At 71.4% G+C, this 16,549-nt stretch carries 14 protein-coding genes and 1 pseudogene; 6 read left to right on the top strand and 9 right to left on the bottom strand.

The window, feature by feature from the left end; translation table 11 throughout:
- Positions 1-240: 240 nt before the first annotated feature.
- The 3 genes from ABZU43_RS32890 to pnuC form a co-directional block, all read right to left on the bottom strand.
- Positions 241-1,239 carry a TerC family protein gene (locus ABZU43_RS32890; protein ID WP_355010263.1) on the bottom strand — a complete coding sequence of 333 codons (999 nt, stop codon included), beginning with the start codon at positions 1,237-1,239 and terminating at the stop codon, positions 241-243.
- 316 nt (positions 1,240-1,555) lie between these two features.
- Positions 1,556-2,680 carry an AAA family ATPase gene (locus ABZU43_RS32885; RefSeq protein WP_355010262.1) on the bottom strand — a complete coding sequence of 375 codons (1,125 nt, stop codon included), beginning with the start codon at positions 2,678-2,680 and terminating at the stop codon, positions 1,556-1,558.
- Positions 2,677-3,333 carry a nicotinamide riboside transporter PnuC gene (gene pnuC / locus ABZU43_RS32880; RefSeq protein ID WP_355010261.1) on the bottom strand — a complete coding sequence of 219 codons (657 nt, stop codon included), beginning with the start codon at positions 3,331-3,333 and terminating at the stop codon, positions 2,677-2,679. Before pnuC ends, ABZU43_RS32885 begins: the two co-directional genes overlap by 4 nt.
- 117 nt (positions 3,334-3,450) lie before the next feature.
- Between pnuC and ABZU43_RS32875 the strand changes: the two genes are divergently transcribed.
- Positions 3,451-3,744 (top strand): antibiotic biosynthesis monooxygenase family protein, encoded by a 294-nt coding sequence (locus ABZU43_RS32875; protein WP_355010260.1) that lies wholly within the window; start codon positions 3,451-3,453, stop codon positions 3,742-3,744.
- 121 nt (positions 3,745-3,865) lie between these two features.
- On the opposite strand, the gene ABZU43_RS32870 is transcribed toward ABZU43_RS32875, so the two are convergent.
- From ABZU43_RS32870 to uvrB, 4 genes are all read right to left on the bottom strand, one after another.
- Positions 3,866-4,723 (bottom strand): helix-turn-helix transcriptional regulator, encoded by an 858-nt coding sequence (locus ABZU43_RS32870; RefSeq protein WP_355010259.1) that lies wholly within the window; start codon positions 4,721-4,723, stop codon positions 3,866-3,868.
- A gap of 196 nt (positions 4,724-4,919) precedes the next feature.
- Entirely contained in the window at positions 4,920-5,288 is a 369-nt protein-coding gene (locus ABZU43_RS32865; RefSeq protein WP_355010258.1) for a VOC family protein, read from the bottom strand.
- A gap of 90 nt (positions 5,289-5,378) precedes the next feature.
- Positions 5,379-6,188 (bottom strand): helix-turn-helix domain-containing protein, encoded by an 810-nt coding sequence (locus tag ABZU43_RS32860; RefSeq protein WP_355010257.1) that lies wholly within the window; start codon positions 6,186-6,188, stop codon positions 5,379-5,381.
- Between the two features lie 82 nt (positions 6,189-6,270).
- Positions 6,271-8,379, bottom strand: coding sequence for an excinuclease ABC subunit UvrB (gene uvrB, locus ABZU43_RS32855; RefSeq protein ID WP_355010256.1), 2,109 nt, complete (start codon positions 8,377-8,379; stop codon positions 6,271-6,273).
- 206 nt (positions 8,380-8,585) lie between these two features.
- Here uvrB and ABZU43_RS32850 point away from each other — a divergent pair, with 206 nt between their 5' ends.
- On the top strand, positions 8,586-10,592 hold the full coding sequence (locus ABZU43_RS32850; protein WP_355010255.1) for a hypothetical protein: 2,007 nt from the start codon (positions 8,586-8,588) through the stop codon (positions 10,590-10,592).
- 8 nt (positions 10,593-10,600) lie between these two features.
- On the opposite strand, the gene coaE is transcribed toward ABZU43_RS32850, so the two are convergent.
- Both coaE and rpsA read right to left on the bottom strand, forming a co-directional pair.
- Entirely contained in the window at positions 10,601-11,782 is a 1,182-nt protein-coding gene (coaE, locus tag ABZU43_RS32845) for a dephospho-CoA kinase (protein WP_355010254.1), read from the bottom strand.
- Between the two features lie 461 nt (positions 11,783-12,243).
- Positions 12,244-13,755, bottom strand: coding sequence for a 30S ribosomal protein S1 (gene rpsA, locus ABZU43_RS32840; protein ID WP_354947972.1), 1,512 nt, complete (start codon positions 13,753-13,755; stop codon positions 12,244-12,246).
- A 517-nt stretch (positions 13,756-14,272) separates the two neighbouring features.
- Here rpsA and ABZU43_RS32835 point away from each other — a divergent pair.
- The 4 genes and pseudogenes from ABZU43_RS32835 to ABZU43_RS32820 all read left to right on the top strand — a co-directional run.
- Positions 14,273-15,079, top strand: coding sequence for a class I SAM-dependent methyltransferase (locus tag ABZU43_RS32835; protein ID WP_355010253.1), 807 nt, complete (start codon positions 14,273-14,275; stop codon positions 15,077-15,079).
- Between the two features lie 108 nt (positions 15,080-15,187).
- Positions 15,188-15,739 (top strand): Uma2 family endonuclease, encoded by a 552-nt coding sequence (locus ABZU43_RS32830; protein WP_355010252.1) that lies wholly within the window; start codon positions 15,188-15,190, stop codon positions 15,737-15,739.
- A 36-nt stretch (positions 15,740-15,775) separates the two neighbouring features.
- On the top strand, positions 15,776-15,988 hold the full coding sequence (locus ABZU43_RS32825) for a DUF2945 domain-containing protein (RefSeq protein ID WP_355010251.1): 213 nt from the start codon (positions 15,776-15,778) through the stop codon (positions 15,986-15,988).
- Positions 15,981-16,319 (top strand): annotated as a pseudogene (locus ABZU43_RS32820) (DUF3140 domain-containing protein); the annotation flags it as partial. The gene ABZU43_RS32825 and the pseudogene ABZU43_RS32820, both read left to right, overlap by 8 nt.
- Between the last annotated feature and the right edge of the window lie 230 nt (positions 16,320-16,549).

Genomic DNA, 16,549 nt, shown 5'->3' with positions numbered 1-16,549 from the left:
GGTTGCGGGGGGGGCCCTCGGGTCCGGGGGGTGTGGCGCCCGTACCCGGGCTTCTTCCCCCCCCCCCCCCCCAACGCCGCCGGTCGTCGTCCGGGCCCGCCGCAGGGCGGCCAGTTCTTATGAAACAGGCCTTAGGGCGGGTCTCTGCCGACGCCGGAGTCCAGGCGGCTGGGCCCGGCGCAGGCCGGTCGGCACTTCCGACACCGGCCGGGTGCCTGTCCGCACCCGGCCGGTGACCAGTCAGCGTCGGGCCTCGGCCAACTCGCGACGCCGGTCCCGGGAGGACTTCACCAGGCTGGCGGCGGTGGCGATGCCCAGGGTGCCGATGATGACCAGCAGCGACAACCAGATCGGGATGTGCGGCGCCCAGCCGACGTGCTCGCCACCGTTGATGAACGGCAGGTTGTTGTCGGCCAATGCCTCCAGCACCAGCTTGACCCCGATGAACCCGAGCACGACGGCCAGGCCGTAGCTCAGGTAGATCAGCCGGTCCAGCAGGCCACCGAGCAGGAAGTAGAGCTGCCTGAGGCCCATCAGCGCGAAGACGTTCGCGGTGAAGACCAGGTACGGCTCCTGGGTGATGCCGAAGATCGCTGGGATCGAGTCCAACGCGAAGATCAGGTCGGTGGTGCCGATCGCGATCATCACGATCAGCATCGGGGTGAACAGCCGCTTGCCGGCCACCTGGGTGGTCAGCTTCGCGCCGTCGTAGTCCTTCGAGATCGGCAACGCCTTGCGGCTCCACCGGATCAGCAGGTTCTCGGAGAACTCGTCCTCGTCCGGCTCACCCTGCCGGGCCAGGTTCACCGCGGTGTAGATCAGGAACGCGCCGAAGATGTAGAAGACCCAGGAGAACTGCGTGATCAGCGCCGCACCCGCGGCGATGAACCCGCCGCGCATCACCAGCGCCAGCACGATGCCGACGAGCAGCACCTTCTGCTGGTACTGCCGAGGCACCCCGAAGCGCGCCATGATGATCACGAAGACGAAGAGGTTGTCCACCGAGAGGCTGTACTCGGTGAGCCAGCCGGTGTAGAACTGGCCGGCCGCGCTGGCCCCCGAGGTCAGCCAGACACCCACACCGAAGAGCAGGGCGAGGCCGACGTAGAAGGCGACCCAGAGGCTCGACTCCCGCACACTCGGCTCGTGCGGGCGGCGACCGATGATCAACAGGTCGACGAGCAGGACCGCAGTCAGTGCGACAAGCGTCCCCGCCCACACCAATCCGGACACGTCCAACGTTCATTCCTCCGGCAGACACGCGGCGTCGGGCACACCGTACGCCCCTGCGGGAGCCGGCGTGCCGCTGTCGCTCACTCTGGTGACTGTCGGAGGTCTCTTCCGCCGCCGCCCCTGGGGGCGGCGACCTACGGGGCCGGGTCGGGCGCCGTGGTTCCGGCGATCGACCGTGCTGACGACTCCGTTGCGGGGGAATACTCCCCTCCTCAATGACCATTGTTGCCCACCACGCCCCGTGATCACACCCCGGGCACCCGGTGGCGCCGGACACCACGCGACGCGTCCCACCGCACACCCGCCAGGGCTTCCTAGGAGGCTAGTGCACGTCGGGTGCGGCGATCGGGTCGGCGAGCGACCAGCCAGCAGCGAGCAGGTCGTCGCAGGCCCGCACCGCCGCGGCCAACCGGTCGGCGTGCGGCCCGGTCAACTCCACCACCGGCACGCCACACCCGGCCAGCTCGGCCCGGAAACGCTCGGTCATCCAGGCCCGCAGGTGCTCACCGTCGCGCAGCCCGTCATCGGTGAACGGCACCCCCCGGTGATCCGTCAGCAGATACAGCGCCGGCCGGCGGGCCGCCGCCCGCACCTCCTCGGACGCGCTGCCCAGGTAGCGCTCCTCCCACACCGCCGTCGCCCGCGCGTCGGTGTCGCAGACCAGCAGCGGCGCGCCCGTCCGGGCCGCCGCGTCCTCGGCCGCCTGCTGCTCGCGCACCACCGCGCGGAAGTCGTCCCGGTCCCAGGTGACGTCGAAGACGGTCGCCTCCGGCGCTCGTTCCCGCAACCGGGCCAGCTTGCGAGCGGTCAACTCCCGGCCGTACTCCGGCACCCAGGACGTGCCGTAGTGCCCGGCGAGCGCCGCCGCCATCGTCGTGGTCCCGGTCGACTCGGCCCCGACCACCACCACCCGCCGGGCGAACCACGCCCGCACCGGCGGGCTCAGCCACCGCCAGTGACCCGCCGGGTCCGCGCGCACGGCCGTCCCGGAAACCGGCACGGTCCGCCGGTCCGGATCAACCGACACGGGTACGGCGTGGAAGCGGCGCGCCAGCTCGACGCCGTACGCCTCGGAGGAGAAGACCGCGTCCACCGACCCCGACCCGACGGCCTCGCGGAACACCGCGCAGTGCGCGTCCCAGACCGCCGGATCGGAGTAGTCCACCGGGTGGTCGTCGTACCGGCCGACGACACGGACCCACGGCGTGTCCGCGTGCACCTCTCGCAGCCAGTCGAGGCGCAGCGCAAGCGGAATGGACTCCCGACGCGAGGGCGCCACGACGACGGTCACCTCGGCGCACCGGGCAGCGGCGGCCCGGATCAGCGCGTGGTGCCCAGCGTGCGGCGGATAGAACTTGCCCACCACCATCCCGTGCCCGAACTCGGCGGTGGACCGACGTGCCGGCCCGCGTGGTGCCGACGGACGGCCGGATGTCGCGGGGTTCACGCGGTGACCGGGGCCGGGCCGGGCGGAACCGCGCTCGGCCGGTCGGCCCGACGCAGATCGGCGCGCCAGGCCCGCAACCCGAGCACGCACAGGGCGAGGAAGACAAGGTAGAGCACGGCCGTCAGGTGCAGCCCCTTGTACGCGTACAGCGGGATGTAGATCAGGTCGGCGGCGATCCAGAGCCACCAACTCTCCACCCGCTTACGGGTCTGCCCGTACGTGGCCAGCAGGGACAGCGCCGTGGTCAACGCGTCCGGCAGCGGCACTGTCGAGTCGGTGGCCCGGTCCAGCAGGACCCAGAGCGCGCCGGTGAGCAGCAGCCCGGCGGCGGCCAGCCCCAGCCACTCCCGCCGCCCCGTCCGACTGACAGTGAGCCGGGTGCGCCGCTCGCCCCCGAACAGCCAGTGCCACCAGCCGTAGCAGCCGAGCGCGACGTAGACGACCTGGAGCCCCGCGTCGGCGTACAGCCCGGCGGTCCAGAACAGCACCATGAGCAGCAGCACGTTGGCGATGCCGATCGGCCAGTTGGCGATCTTCTGCCGGGCCACCAACCACACGTTGAGCACACCGGTCCCGAACCCCAGCAGCTCCGCCCAGGTGGTGCCCGTCCCGGCCACCCGAAACGCGGTGCCGGTGAGCCAGTCGATGATCACGAGGCCACCCTAGGGTCCGTGTCAACGCCCTCGGTCGAGCCGAGGCGGAGCCCAGGCAGTGGTCCGGCACGGCCCCGCTACACCGACCGCCCCGAGGGCCGTGGGAGGCTGTCCGACATGGTGCTTGAGATCGCGTTGATCGACGTACTACCCGGACACGAGGACGCGTTCGCCGCCGCGTACGCCGAGGGTCACCCGGTGCTCGCCGGAGCGACCGGCTGCCGGTCCGTGCGGATGACCCGAGGAATCGAGTCACCGACCCGGTTCGTGCTGCTCGTCGAATGGGACTCGGTCGAGGCGCACGAGAACAACTTCCGGGCCACCGAACGGTTCGACGCGTGGCGGGCGCTGATCGGGCCGCACTTCGCGGGACCGCCCATTGTCGAACACTTCCTCGACGTACCGGCCTAAGCCGAGCTGTCGTACCCCGCGGTTATCGTGCCGGGCGCACGCGCCGGCCGCCGGCCCCGACGGGCTCGGGGGCGCCGGGTCCGGTGGCCGCGCGGCGCGTCACCGTCGGCACGGTCGACACTCACTCGCCGACACGGCGGGCCAGCACGGTGACCGTCTCCTCCGGTGACAGCGCCGCGGCCAGCAGCGCCGCGGTCATCCGCTCGTAGCGGTCGACGTCGAGCACGGTGGCCAACCGGACGTCGGTGGTCAACGCCTCGAGCATGACCGTGCGCGGGTCCGCCGGGTCGGGAAAGGCGTAGCAGGAATACGGTGTGAGCGGATGCAGCCCGCCACCTGCCGCTCCGCGTGGCAACAACCGCACCGTCACGTGGGACAGGCCGGTCACGGCGACCAGGTGACGCAACTGTTCACGCCAGACCGCCACCGGCAGGTCACCCGGGTCGCAGACAGCCTCGGCGAGCACCGCCGTGTAGCGCGGCGGGTAGGCCCGCCGAAGCACCTCCTGCCGCAGTGCCCGCGCGCGCACCTCGGCCTCCACATCGACGTCCGGCGTGAGCTGGACGCCGGCGCTGACCAACACCCGGGCGTACGCGGGCGTCTGGAGCAGCCCCGGCACCACCGACGGCTGGTACTCGACGATGTCGGCGGCGCCCGCCTCCAACTCCGCGTAGGTGCGCTGCCGTTCGCTCATCTCGCCCAGCGTCTTCCACCAGCCTCGGCTGGTCGCCGCATCCCGGGCGATGACGATCAGCGCCTCCCGCGCGGGCGTGGGCACCTTGTAGACGTCCAGCAGATCGAGCACGTCGGCGAGGTCCGGGCGACTCTGACCCAGCTCGATGCGGGACAGCTTCGACGTCGAGGCCCAGCCCAGCCGGTCGCAGACCTGCTCCAGGGTCAGCGACTCGCGCCGACGGAGTTGGCGCAGCTCTGCGCCGAGACGTGCACGTCGAATGACAGGACTTGTTGGCAGCGGCATCCCGGCCTCCCCACCGAGGGAGACTACGCAGGACGATCACCCAGTGCAATAGCTCGCTCGCGCACCGCAATCAGGGTATTCGACGCCGCTGGCCGGACCGGCTCGCCGGAGCAGATCGTTTCCGCAGGTCAGTGCAGTTTCAGACCGGGAAGGCTGGTCCCGGCGGGCCGCCCATCCCCGATCGGCGTGGCCGGACTCAGGGTCGGTAGGTGCCGAAGGACCAGACGTAGCCGGCCAGATCGCGGGCCGCGTAGTCACGGGAGCCGTAGTCGGTGTCGAACGGCTCGCGGATGATCTCGGCGCCGGCCGCGCGGGCCCGGGCGCAGTGGGCGTCGACGTCCGGCACGGCCACGTAGACCGACCAGCCGTCATCGGCCGGCCGGGGCGGGGCGTCGGCCCGACCACCCAGCATGATCATGCCGGTGTCGAGGACCAGCTCGGCGTGCGCGACCGCACCGTCCGGCGCCTCGTGCACGGCGTGCACCCGGAAACCGAAGGCGGCACCGAGCCAGTCGATCGCGGCGCGGGGATCGGGATAGCGGAAGATCGGATAGATGGTTCGCATGACCCGATTCTGCGGCCAGTGGCGCGGCTCCGGATTGGACGAATGTGACCTCGGCGGGTCGCCGAACCGGCTCCGGTCGGCTGGCGGCCGTCAGCGGCCGGAGAGCAGCGCGGCCGGCGTCGCCCCCGCGAACTCGTGGAAGTCCCGAATCAGGTGGGACTGGTCGTAGTAGCCGCAGCCCGCCGCCACGGCGGCCCAGTCGACTCCCCGCCCGGCCTCGCCGGCGTGGGTCGACGCGGCCTGAGCCTGCTGGAAACGCAGCAGCCGGGCGGCCATCTTGGGCGGCAGCCCGACCTCCTGCCGGAATCGGGACGCGAGGTGCCGGCGGCTCCAGCCCAACTCGTCGGCGAGAACACCGACGCTCCCCCGCCCACCGCTGGCGGTCAGCCACCGCCACGCCCAGTCGAGCCGCGGGTCCACCGGCGGGGACGCCGCCAGCCGGGCGGCGAGCACCCGGTCGAGGAGGTCAAACCGCTCCGACCAGCCGGTGGCCTCGGCGAGCTGGCCGCGCAGCCGATCCAGCCAACGGCCCGGGAGCTGCCCGACGCCGACGGCCCGATTGGTCAGCTCACCCAGGGGCAGACCGAGAAGCCGGCGGGCGGCCAGGGGGGCGAGCAGCAACTGGACGCCCTCCCCCACGCCCACGGTGCGCGTGGTGCACCAACTGTCGAAAGTGCCGGCCACGAACGAGTCGACAGCGGTGACGCCACGCTCGGCGCTACGGCGGTCGGTCACGTCCAGCGGAGCGCCCCAGCCCAGTATCAGCACCACGAAGACGCCCGCCGACTCCCGGCGGACCAGTGGCACGTCCGCTCGTTCCCGGTAGCCCACGTACCTGTCGACGAACGGACGCAGGCTGGCGTCGGGCAGCCCGAAGACCATCTCGCCGATCGGCGCCACCGCCGTCAACAGTGCCCGCCCTTCGCGTGCCCCGGTCGGCCGGGCCCGAGCGGTGCGCTGGGCGGGGCCGACCGGGTGGCCGTCACTTCACGCCGGCGGCGTCCATGCCGCGCAGCTCCTTCTTCAGGTCGGAGACCTCGTCGCGGATCCGGGCCGCCAACTCGAACTGGAGCTCGCGGGCGGCAGCCAGCATCTGGTCGTTGAGCTCCTGGATGAGCTGGGCGAGGTCGGCGCGGGCCATCCCCTCCCGTGAGGTGACGGTCGCGGCGGACCGGCTACGGCTGCGGGTCTCCTTGACCGGCGCCTTGCCTCGGGAAAGCTGACGCACCGCGCCGCCGACCCGGGAGTTTTCGGTGTCCTCGGCCTCGCGGTAGATGTCGTCCAGGATGTCGTGGATCTTCTTACGCAGCGGCTCCGGGCTGATGCCGTGCGCCTCGTTGTGCGCGATCTGCTTGGCCCGACGCCGATCGGTCTCGTCGATCGCCGCCGCCATCGACGGGGTGATCTTGTCGGCGTACATGTGCACCTGGCCGGAGACGTTACGGGCGGCCCGCCCGATGGTCTGGATCAGCGACCGGCCGCTGCGCAGGAAGCCTTCCTTGTCGGCGTCGAGAATCGCCACCAGCGACACCTCGGGCAGGTCCAGACCTTCGCGGAGCAGGTTGATGCCGACGAGCACGTCGTAGTCACCCTTGCGAAGCTCGCGCAGCAGCTCCACCCGGCGCAACGTGTCGACCTCCGAGTGCAGGTAGCGCACCCGGATGCCGTTCTCCAGGAGGTAGTCGGACAGGTCCTCGGCCATCTTCTTGGTCAGTGTGGTGACCAGCACCCGCTCGTCCCGGTCGGTCCGCAGCTTGATCTCGTGCATCAGGTCGTCGATCTGGCCCTTGGTCGGCTTGATCACGACCTCCGGGTCGACCAGACCGGTGGGTCGGATCACCTGTTCGACGAACTCGCCCTGAGCCTGCTCCATCTCCCAGGTGCCGGGGGTCGCGGAGAGGTAGACCATCTGGCCGACCCGCTCCAGGAACTCGTCGAAGCGCAGCGGCCGGTTGTCGGCCGCGCTGGGCAGCCGGAAGCCGTGGTCGATGAGCATCCGCTTGCGGGACGCGTCGCCCTCGTACATGCCGCCGATCTGCGGAATGGTCACGTGCGACTCGTCGACCACCGTGAGGAAGTCGTCGGGGAAGTAGTCGAGCAGGGCGTGCGGCGGGCTGCCGGGCAGCCGCCCGTCCATGTGCATCGAGTAGTTCTCGATGCCGGAGCAGAAGCCCACCTGCCGCATCATCTCGATGTCGTAGGTGGTGCGCATCCGCAGCCGCTGCGCCTCCAGCAGCTTGCCCTGCCGCTCCAGCTCGGCGAGGCGCTCGGCCAGCTCGACCTCAATGTCACGGATCGCCCGTTCCATCCGCTCCGGGCCGGCCGCGTAGTGGGTGGCCGGGAAGATCACCAGCTGGTCGACCTCGCGGACCACGTCACCGGTCAACGGGTTGAGGTAGTAGAGCTTCTCCACCTCGTCACCGAACAGCTCGATCCGGATCGCCAGCTCCTCGTACGCCGGGATGATCTCCAGCGTGTCGCCGCGAACCCGGAAGGTGCCCCGCTGGAAGGCCATGTCGTTGCGGGTGTACTGGATGTCGACCAGCCGGCGCAGCAACTGGTCGCGGTCGAGCTCCTGCCCGATCTGCACCTTCACCGCCCGGTTGAGGTACTCCTCCGGGGTGCCCAGGCCGTAGATCGCCGAGACGGTCGCCACCACGATCACGTCGCGGCGGGTGAGCAGCGACATCGTCGCCGAGTGCCGTAGCCGCTCCACCTCCTCGTTGATCGAGGAGTCCTTCTCGATGTAGGTGTCGGTCTGCGGGATGTACGCCTCGGGCTGGTAGTAGTCGTAGTACGAGACGAAGTATTCGACCGCGTTGTGCGGCAGCAGCTCGCTGAACTCCTTGGCCAGCTGTGCGCAGAGCGTCTTGTTCGGGGCGAGCACCAGGGTGGGGCGTTGCAGCCGCTCGATCAGCCACGCAGTGGTGGCGCTCTTGCCGGTGCCGGTCGCGCCGAGCAGCACCGTGTTGCGGTCGCCGCGCCGAACTCGGCGCTCAAGGTCATCGATGGCCGCTGGTTGGTCGCCGGCCGGCTGGAAGTCACTGACGACCTGGAAGCGGCTGTCCAGCCGGGGAATGTCGAGCGCCATGCCATCAACGGTACGCCGGAGGTCCGACAGGAACGGCCGTCACGCCAGGTACGTGATCGGCTTCAATATTCCCATTGTGTGGCCCATGTCACCGGGACTACCCTCTTCATGTAGGCCGCTCGCGGCGGCCGACCGGGCCGGTGGCCAGGCCAACATCACGGCCGGTCACCCCCGGCACTGCGGTCGCAGCACCCGGCTCGTCCGGCGTGCGCACCCGTGTGGTCGCGCTCGAGGCGCAGACCGGCCGCCGCGAGCGCCCCTGCTCGTCACCCCGGTGCCTCCCCGCCCGTTTCATCTCCGTGGACACCTCTCCGACCCCGGCACCCGACACCGCCCGCACCGCCACACCCCCGCCGGACGACCCGAGCACCAGCAAGGGCCCGGCCAGCGGCAACGGCCCGAGCACCGGCGAGGGCCCGGGCACCGGCAAGGGCACGGCCAGCGGCAAGGGCAGCGGCAAGGGCAGCGGCAAGGGCACGGCCAGCGGCAGCGGGCGGCACCGCACCGGCCCGGTCGGCGGCACCCCGGCGGCCGGGCGAACCGACGACGCCAGGAACACGTCCACAGCCGGCCGAACCACCGACACCGGGAGCAGGTCCACGGCCGGCCGGTCCGCCGGCGGCGCGCGCCGAGCCACCGCCGGTCGCGGGACCAAGGACACGCGGCGGGCCGCCGCCGAGCGGAGCCTCGCGGAGAACCGCGAGACCACCCGCAGCGGCGACACCCCGGACCCCACTGACACCATCGAGGCCGCCGACACCGCCGGGCCGCCCTCGGCCGGCCGTCGTCGGCGTACGGTGCTGCTGTTGCTCGGTCTGACGGCGGTGACGTCCGCGACGGCGCTGGTGCTCGGGCTGTTGAGCTGGGCGCCCGACCCGCCCGAGCCGGCCCGGCCACTGACCCTGGCGGAGGGTGAGCGGCTGGCCGCCGTGCGGGTCACCAACCTGCGGGATCTGCGCGCCGGCGTACGGGTCACGGCCGGTACCGGTGCCGCCCGCATCGAACTGGTGGGCTGGGTGGACTGGTCCCGGTCACTGCTCTACCTCGACGTGGGCGGGCCGGGAGCGGGTGCCGAACGCGGGCTGTTGCAGAGGAGCGGTCCGGTGCTGGTGATCCGGCCCGATCCGGCGGCGGTGCCCACTCCCGCCGCACCACCACTGATGCCCCCGACGGACCGGTGGCAGCTGCACCGACCGGCGCCCGGGGCGCACCTGGCACCGGTGCTCGACCTGCTCCTCGATCTCGCCGCCGACCGCCCCGACACCACGACCCGGACCGCACCGTCCGACGGGGCGCGCTGGATCGCCCGCGAGGCCGTCCCGGCTGGCCCACTCGACGTCATACAGGCACCACTGCCCAGCGGCACGCCAGCCGCCAGCACGGCCATCGGCACCCCCAGCGCCGCGACGCCCGCCCCGGACGGAAAGACCCGGTACTGGCTCGATCAGGACGCCCGCCTGCACAAGCTGGTAACCGTGCTGCCCGGCACCGGGCCGGTCACGATGATCTTCAACCGCGAGGACCGGCCGACGCTACGACCGGTGGACGCACTCGGCGGTCGCCCCGGTCTGCCCCGCGCGCTGACCGACGCCGAGCAACGTCGGCTCGACCGGCTGCCGGCCCGGCTCCGCGCCCACGGCGGTGCCACCGTGACTCTGACCGCACCGATGGGCACTGAGACGAACCTGCGGGGCGCAGGCTGGTTGAGCTGGACCGCGCGCAGCGCGTACCTCGCGGTCGCCGACCTGGGCGTACCGGATCGCCGGACCCTGCTGCGCCGCGACGCCGCCGGCCTGGCCCGGGCGGACCTGCCCGCGGCCGATGGTGGCGGCGGCACCGCGGAGGCGCCGGCCCGGCCGCCGCTACCGCCCCCGACCGGGGGATGGCGCGTCTCCCGGCCCGCCCGAGACGACCTGAGTGTGCTGGTCGACGCCGCGATAGCCGCCGGGTCGGTCGGGCAGCGCGGCGCGGCCGTGCGGGTACGCGAGGACGTCATTGCCGGACGAACAGTGGACGTCATCGAATCGGGCCCGGCCGACGCGCGGCTGCGTTACTGGCTCGACCGGGACGGGTCGCTCCGCCGGCTCGAGTTGCAGACCGACGCCGGCGCGTGGGCACACCTGGATCTCCAGCCCGCCGTCGTGCCCCGACTGGCTGCCAACCCTCGGCCCCCGGCCCCTCGCTCTCCGGCACCCCGGCCCGGTGCCCGCTGACCGATGCCTCAGGGACGCCAGCCGGTCTGCGCGGCCCACTGCTCGGCCCGCAGGTACTCCTCGTCGAACCACGGGTTGCGGCCCGTCCCGGAATTGCCGGCCACCGGGGCCGCGTCGATGAGTTCCCGCTTGAGCAGCAGGTACGTGGCTCGCTGATCCGGGTCGGCACGCAGGTGGTCGCGCATCAACAGCGCGTACCGCCAACCCGGCGAATCCGCCACCCGCACGTGCAGACGGACGGGGCGGGCTGGGTCCGCACTACCGTGCAACCGCTTCTCCCAGCGGCCCCTGCCGGCCGGGCGCGGGTCGTCCCACCACTGCCCCGGCACCCGTGGGAACCCGGCGCTCGCCAGCCGATCGGCCAACGGCCCGTCGGCGTCGGCGAGGCTGGCGACCGCCACCTGCACGTCGATGACGTTCTGCGTGGCCAGGCCGGGCACCGCCGTCGAGCCGATGTGATCGACCCGGAGGGCATTCGAGCCGAGCGCGTGCTGGATCCGGGCGGCCAGCCGCGCGTACTGCTCCGGCCAACTCGCGTCGGCCCAGGCCAACTCGGCCTCGTCGGGCGGGACCACCCGCCGCTGGCGCAAATTGTCCTTGTAGGGCACCAACCGCTGCTCCCAGAGCAGGTCGACGGCGTCGTGCAGCGCCGTCAGGCTCCCGTCGTTGGTCAGCACCACGTCCGCCGCCGCCCGACGGCGGGCGTCGTCGGCCTGGGCGGCGATCCTCCGCTCGGCCTCCGCGCGACTCATCCCCCGGTCACGCGCCAGCCGCTGCAGTCGGGTCGCCACGGCCGTCTGCACCACAACCACCAGGTGGTACGTCGGCGCGAGACCCACCTCGACCAACAGCGGTACGTCGTTGACGACTATCGCGTCGGGTGCCGCTGCGGCGGCCAGTTCCGCGGTGCGGGCCCGGACCCGGGGGTGGGTGATCGCCTCCAGCCGACGACGGGCGGTCTCGTCAGCGAACACCACCGCTCCCAGTGCGGCACGGTCCAGTGCGCCGTCGGCGTCCACCACCGCGTCGGAGAAGGCGGCGACGATCTCGGCCAGCCCGTCCGTACCCGGCGCCACCACCTCCCGGGCCACCCGGTCCGCGTCAATCAGTACCGCGCCCCGCTCGACGAGCCGCGCGGCCACCGCGCTCTTTCCTGACCCGATTCCGCCGGTCAACCCCACCCTCAGCACCCGGACAGTCAACCGGATCGACAAGCCCGCCGCCAACCCACCCACGGCCCGGCGACACCTCGCCACCACCCCACCCCGCGCCCCACGCCCCACGCCCCACGCCCCACGCCCCACGCCCCACGCCCCACGCCAAGATCCGAGCAACTTCCCGGAAGTTGCTGCCTCCGACGCGCGCGAGACAGCAACATCCCTGAAGTTGCGCGGATCATGACGACGAACCCCGCCCTCGGAGACACCGAAAGCGGGGTTCGGGACGCCCACGACCGCCAAGATCGTGCTCGAACCAAGATGTAGTGGTCTACGGCGGTGGGGAGGCCCCTGCATCATGGATCGAGCACGATCTTGGCGAGCCGGCGAGCCGGCGAGCCGGCGGGGCGGCGGGGCGGCCGGCGGATACGGCGAGGGCCCCGCCCCCAGCGATCCGGAGATCGCGGGGACGGGGCCCGTCGTCGTTCAGCGGGTCACTTACCGCCGGCGAGCTTCTCCCGCAGTGCGGCGAGCGCCTCGTCGGTGGCCAGCGTGCCGGCCGGCTCCTCGGCCTGCCGGCTCGGGGCCGGGCTGGACGAGGAGGTGGTGCCACCGCCGCCGCCGCCGCCAGCGGCCGGGACGACCGGAGTCGGGTTGGCAGCAGCCTCGGCGTCGGCAGCCCGAGAGGTCTGCACCTGCTTGGTGTGGGCCTCCCAGCGGACACGAGCCTCGGCGTACTGGTTCTCCCAGGTCTCGCGCTGCTTGTCGTACCCCTCGAGCCACTCGCCCGTCTCCGGGTCGAAGCCCTCGGGGTAGATGTAGTTGCCCTCGGTGTCGTACGTCGCGGCCATGCCGTAGAGGGTCGGGTCGAAGTGCTCCTCGCCCTCGACGAAGCCCTCGTTGGCCTGCTTGAGCGACAGCGAGATCCGGCGACGCTCAAGGTCGATGTCGATGACCTTGACCATGACCTCGGAGCCAACCTGGACGACCTGCTCCGGGATCTCCACGTGGCGCTCGGCCAGCTCGGAGATGTGGACCAGACCCTCGATGCCGTCGTCCACGCGGACGAACGCACCGAACGGAACCAGCTTGGTGACCTTACCCGGCACGATCTGCTGGATCGCGTGGGTGCGGGCGAACTGCCGCCACGGGTCTTCCTGGGTCGCCTTCAGCGACAGCGAGACCCGCTCGCGGTCCAGGTCGACGTCCAGGACCTCGACCTCGACCTCCTGGCCGACCTCGACGACCTCGGACGGGTGGTCGATGTGCTTCCAGGACAGCTCGGAGACGTGCACCAGACCGTCGACGCCGCCCAGGTCCACGAAGGCGCCGAAGTTGACGATCGAGGACACGACGCCCTTGCGGACCTGGCCCTTCTGCAGCTTGTTGAGGAACTCGGTGCGCACCTCGGACTGCGTCTGCTCCAGCCAGGCCCGGCGGGACAGGACCACGTTGTTGCGGTTCTTGTCCAGCTCGATGATCTTGGCCTCGAGCTCCCGCCCGACGTACGGCTGCAGGTCGCGCACACGACGCATCTCGACCAGGGACGCGGGCAGGAAGCCGCGCAGCCCGATGTCGAGGATGAGGCCGCCCTTGACCACCTCGATGACCGAACCGCGGACGACGCCGTCCTCGTCCTTGATCTTCTCGATCGTGCCCCAGGCCCGCTCGTACTGTGCCCGCTTCTTGGAGAGGATCAGACGACCCTCCTTGTCCTCCTTCTGGAGGACCAGGGCCTCGATGTGGTCACCAACCGTCACAACCTCGGCGGGGTCCACGTCGTGCTTGATCGACAACTCACGAGAGGGGATGACACCCTCGGTCTTGTAGCCGATGTCGAGCAGGACCTCGTCCCGATCGACCTTGACGACGGTGCCTTCGACAATGTCGCCGTCGTTGAAGTACTTGATGGTCTCGTCGATCGCGGCGAGGAATGCCTCCTCGGAACCGAGATCGTCGTGGGTGACCCGGGTGGCGCTCGAGGGGGCCTCGATGCTGCTCGTCATGTGGGCGGTTGCTCCGGTCGGTGGGTTGTCACAGCAGGCTGGTGTGTCGCAGTGACCTGTTCGCGCCAGCGGATCCGTCGCCGGGCACACCGAACGATCGCCTAGTGAGATCATGATGTGGCTCCGACGACCGCGTACCTGCTCCCTGCCGAGGCAACGCGATCCGCGAGCGCATCGTCTAGCCTACCGTGCGCATTACCACAGCGTGCAAGCCCTCCCGGGTTCTCTTCGTGCGATGACCTGCGAAAGCCGAACAATCGCCCGGAAAACACCGCTGCTGTCTCCTGCGTCACAGCAGCCCCTCCCGCCCCGTGGGTGCGCACCACGGGCCGCGATTGGTCGCCCCGGCTTCCTGGTGTCGCTGCGGTGTCGCTGCCGGCCCGCCGGCACGGTTGAAGCGGCTCGGACACCGCGACGTCACCGGAGCCGGGTCGATCGAGCCCACCGTGCGAGGAGTCGCGCAGATCCTGGACGCGCCGCCGCGCCCAATGGGCTGGGTGGGGCCTAGCGTGAGCGCGTGGATGACGACAGCCGGGTTACCCGGCGCCGGGTGGGTGACGCCGAGGCCCGGCGCGCCAACCGCGGCTGGTGGGACACCGACGCCGACGACTACCAGGCCGAACACGGCGCGTTCCTCGGCGACGTGGACTTCGTGTGGTGCCCCGAGGGCCTGCGCGAGGCCGACGCCCGGCTGCTCGGCGACGTGTCGGGGCGGCGGGTGCTGGAGGTGGGCGCCGGCGCCGCGGCCGCCGCCCGCTGGCTCGCCACCCAGGGCGCCCGGCCGGTCGCCTTCGACCTGTCCGCCGGCATGTTGCGGCACGCCGCCGAGGCCGCCGACCGCACCGGGGTACGCGTACCGCTGGTGCAGGCCGACGCGCTCGCCCTGCCGTTCGCCGACCGGTCGTTCGACGTCGCCTGTACCGCGTTCGGCGCGATCCCGTTCGTGGACGACTCGGCGGCGCTGCTCGCCGAGGTGCACCGGGTGCTGCGCCCGGGTGGCCGGTGGGTGTTCTCGGTGACCCACCCGATGCGGTGGATCTTCCTCGACGACCCCGGCGAGGGCGGCCTGACGGCCGTGCACTCGTACTTCGACCGCTCCCCGTACGTCGAGCAGGACGAGACCGGCGTGGCCACCTACGTCGAGCAGCACCGCACCCTCGGCGACCGGATTCGCGAGCTGGTCGGTGCCGGGTTCCGGCTGTTGGACCTGGTGGAGCCGGAGTGGCCGGAGGGACACGAGGGGATCTGGGGGCAGTGGAGCCCGCTGCGCGGACGACTCTTCCCCGGCACCGCCATCTTCGTCACCGAAAAGCCCGCCGACTGAGCGCGCCGCACCCGTTGTGCGACGTGTGCCCCATCGATCGCCGGTAGGCTCAGCCCCATGAGCGCCGAGCCCATCCCGACATCACCTGGCCCCTGGTGTCCGGATCCGATGCGGCAGCAGCGTGCCGACTACACGCTGGAGGACCTGCTCACCCTGCCGGACGACGCCCCCCGCGTCGAACTCGTCGACGGAGTTATCCAGGTGACACCCTCCCCCACCCTGGGCCATCAAGACATCTCGTTTCTGCTGCGCATGTGGCTCCACACGCACGCGCCGGCCCACCTGCGGGTCTCGCAGGCCGTCGGAGTCGGGCTCAGCCCCAACACCAGCCGTCAGCCGGACATTCTGGTCTGCCGCGCTGAGGTGCCGTCCAACCGGTCTACTCTTCGGCCGTCGGACGTCCTGCTTGCCGTGGAGATCGTCTCGCCGGGAACGCGACGGATCGACCGGTTCGCGAAACCGGGCGAGTACGCCGCCGCGGGCATCCCGTTCTACTGGCGGATCGAACAGGACCCGGTGCACGTGTACGCGTACCGGATCGGCGATCGGGTGGGGCCGGGCGGTGAGCGGCAGTACGAGCTTGTCGCCGACGGTGCCGAGGTGATCGAGTTGGCTGAGCCGTTCGACATCAAGCTGCCGGTCGCCGAGATCACGCCGTAGCCGTTTCGCCCCAGCCGGGTCGGGTAGCCGAGGACCATGGCCGAACCGAGATTTCACAAGGGCGACCATGTCTCCTGGTCGGCCCACGGCAGCCGCGCGTACGGCGTGGTGCAGGAGACGATCACCGAGCGGACCAGCGTCAGCGGGCGGGCGGTGAACGCGGCCCCCGACGACCCGCAGTACCGGGTCCGCAGTGACGGCACGGGCCGCGACGTGGCCCACCGCCCCGGGGCGCTGCGCCATGAGTAAGAGTGACGAGGGCCGGGACACCTACCGGGAGTTCACCGAGGCGGTGAACATGAAGCCCGGCGAGCTGTCCACGTGGCTGGAGACCGACGAGTCGAAACAGGTCGGCTGGCACAAGGGCGGTCGTGCGGGTGGTGGCGAGTCCGTCGGGCACGAGTCCGGCCGGAAGATCATCAACTTGCTCCGTCGCAAACGCGGCGATCTGTCCGAGGGCGACTACAAGCACATGCGCAAGGTCGTCGGCTACGTACGCCGGCACATGGCGCAGCGCCCCTCCGGCAACGTCCGCGACACCAAGTGGCGCTGGTCGCTCATGAACTGGGGCCACGACCCCATGAAGTAGCTGGTCAGCGCCGCACGATCTGCGCAACGTCGGTGACGTTGGTCGCTCAGAACGCCACGATCCGCACTGTCCCCGACGTTGCGCGATCGTGAAATGGCGCCCGTCGGCGAGGGCCCAACCACGCCAGCTGCCGCGACCAGGTCAGGGGTTCCGGGGCAGCCCGACCCACGCAGGGATCAAGCCTGACCGCCCGGAGTGGGTCGGGCGGCCCCGGGACCCCA

This window comes from Micromonospora sp. NPDC005205, assembly GCF_040608275.1.
Taxonomy (GTDB): domain Bacteria; phylum Actinomycetota; class Actinomycetes; order Mycobacteriales; family Micromonosporaceae; genus Micromonospora.
Note: the sequence above shows the minus strand (reverse complement) of the source record. Positions and strands in the feature narration are given on the sequence as shown.

Coding starts and splice junctions, on each gene's coding strand:
- ABZU43_RS32870 (WP_355010259.1), bottom strand. CDS start 4,723: ATGCCGCTGCCAACAAGTCCTGTCATTCGACGTGCACGTCTCGGCGCA.
- uvrB (WP_355010256.1), bottom strand. CDS start 8,379: ATGGCGCTCGACATTCCCCGGCTGGACAGCCGCTTCCAGGTCGTCAGT.
- ABZU43_RS32830 (WP_355010252.1), top strand. CDS start 15,188: ATGCGGCAGCAGCGTGCCGACTACACGCTGGAGGACCTGCTCACCCTG.
- ABZU43_RS32865 (WP_355010258.1), bottom strand. CDS start 5,288: ATGCGAACCATCTATCCGATCTTCCGCTATCCCGATCCCCGCGCCGCG.
- ABZU43_RS32825 (WP_355010251.1), top strand. CDS start 15,776: ATGGCCGAACCGAGATTTCACAAGGGCGACCATGTCTCCTGGTCGGCC.
- rpsA (WP_354947972.1), bottom strand. CDS start 13,755: ATGACGAGCAGCATCGAGGCCCCCTCGAGCGCCACCCGGGTCACCCAC.
- ABZU43_RS32875 (WP_355010260.1), top strand. CDS start 3,451: ATGGTGCTTGAGATCGCGTTGATCGACGTACTACCCGGACACGAGGAC.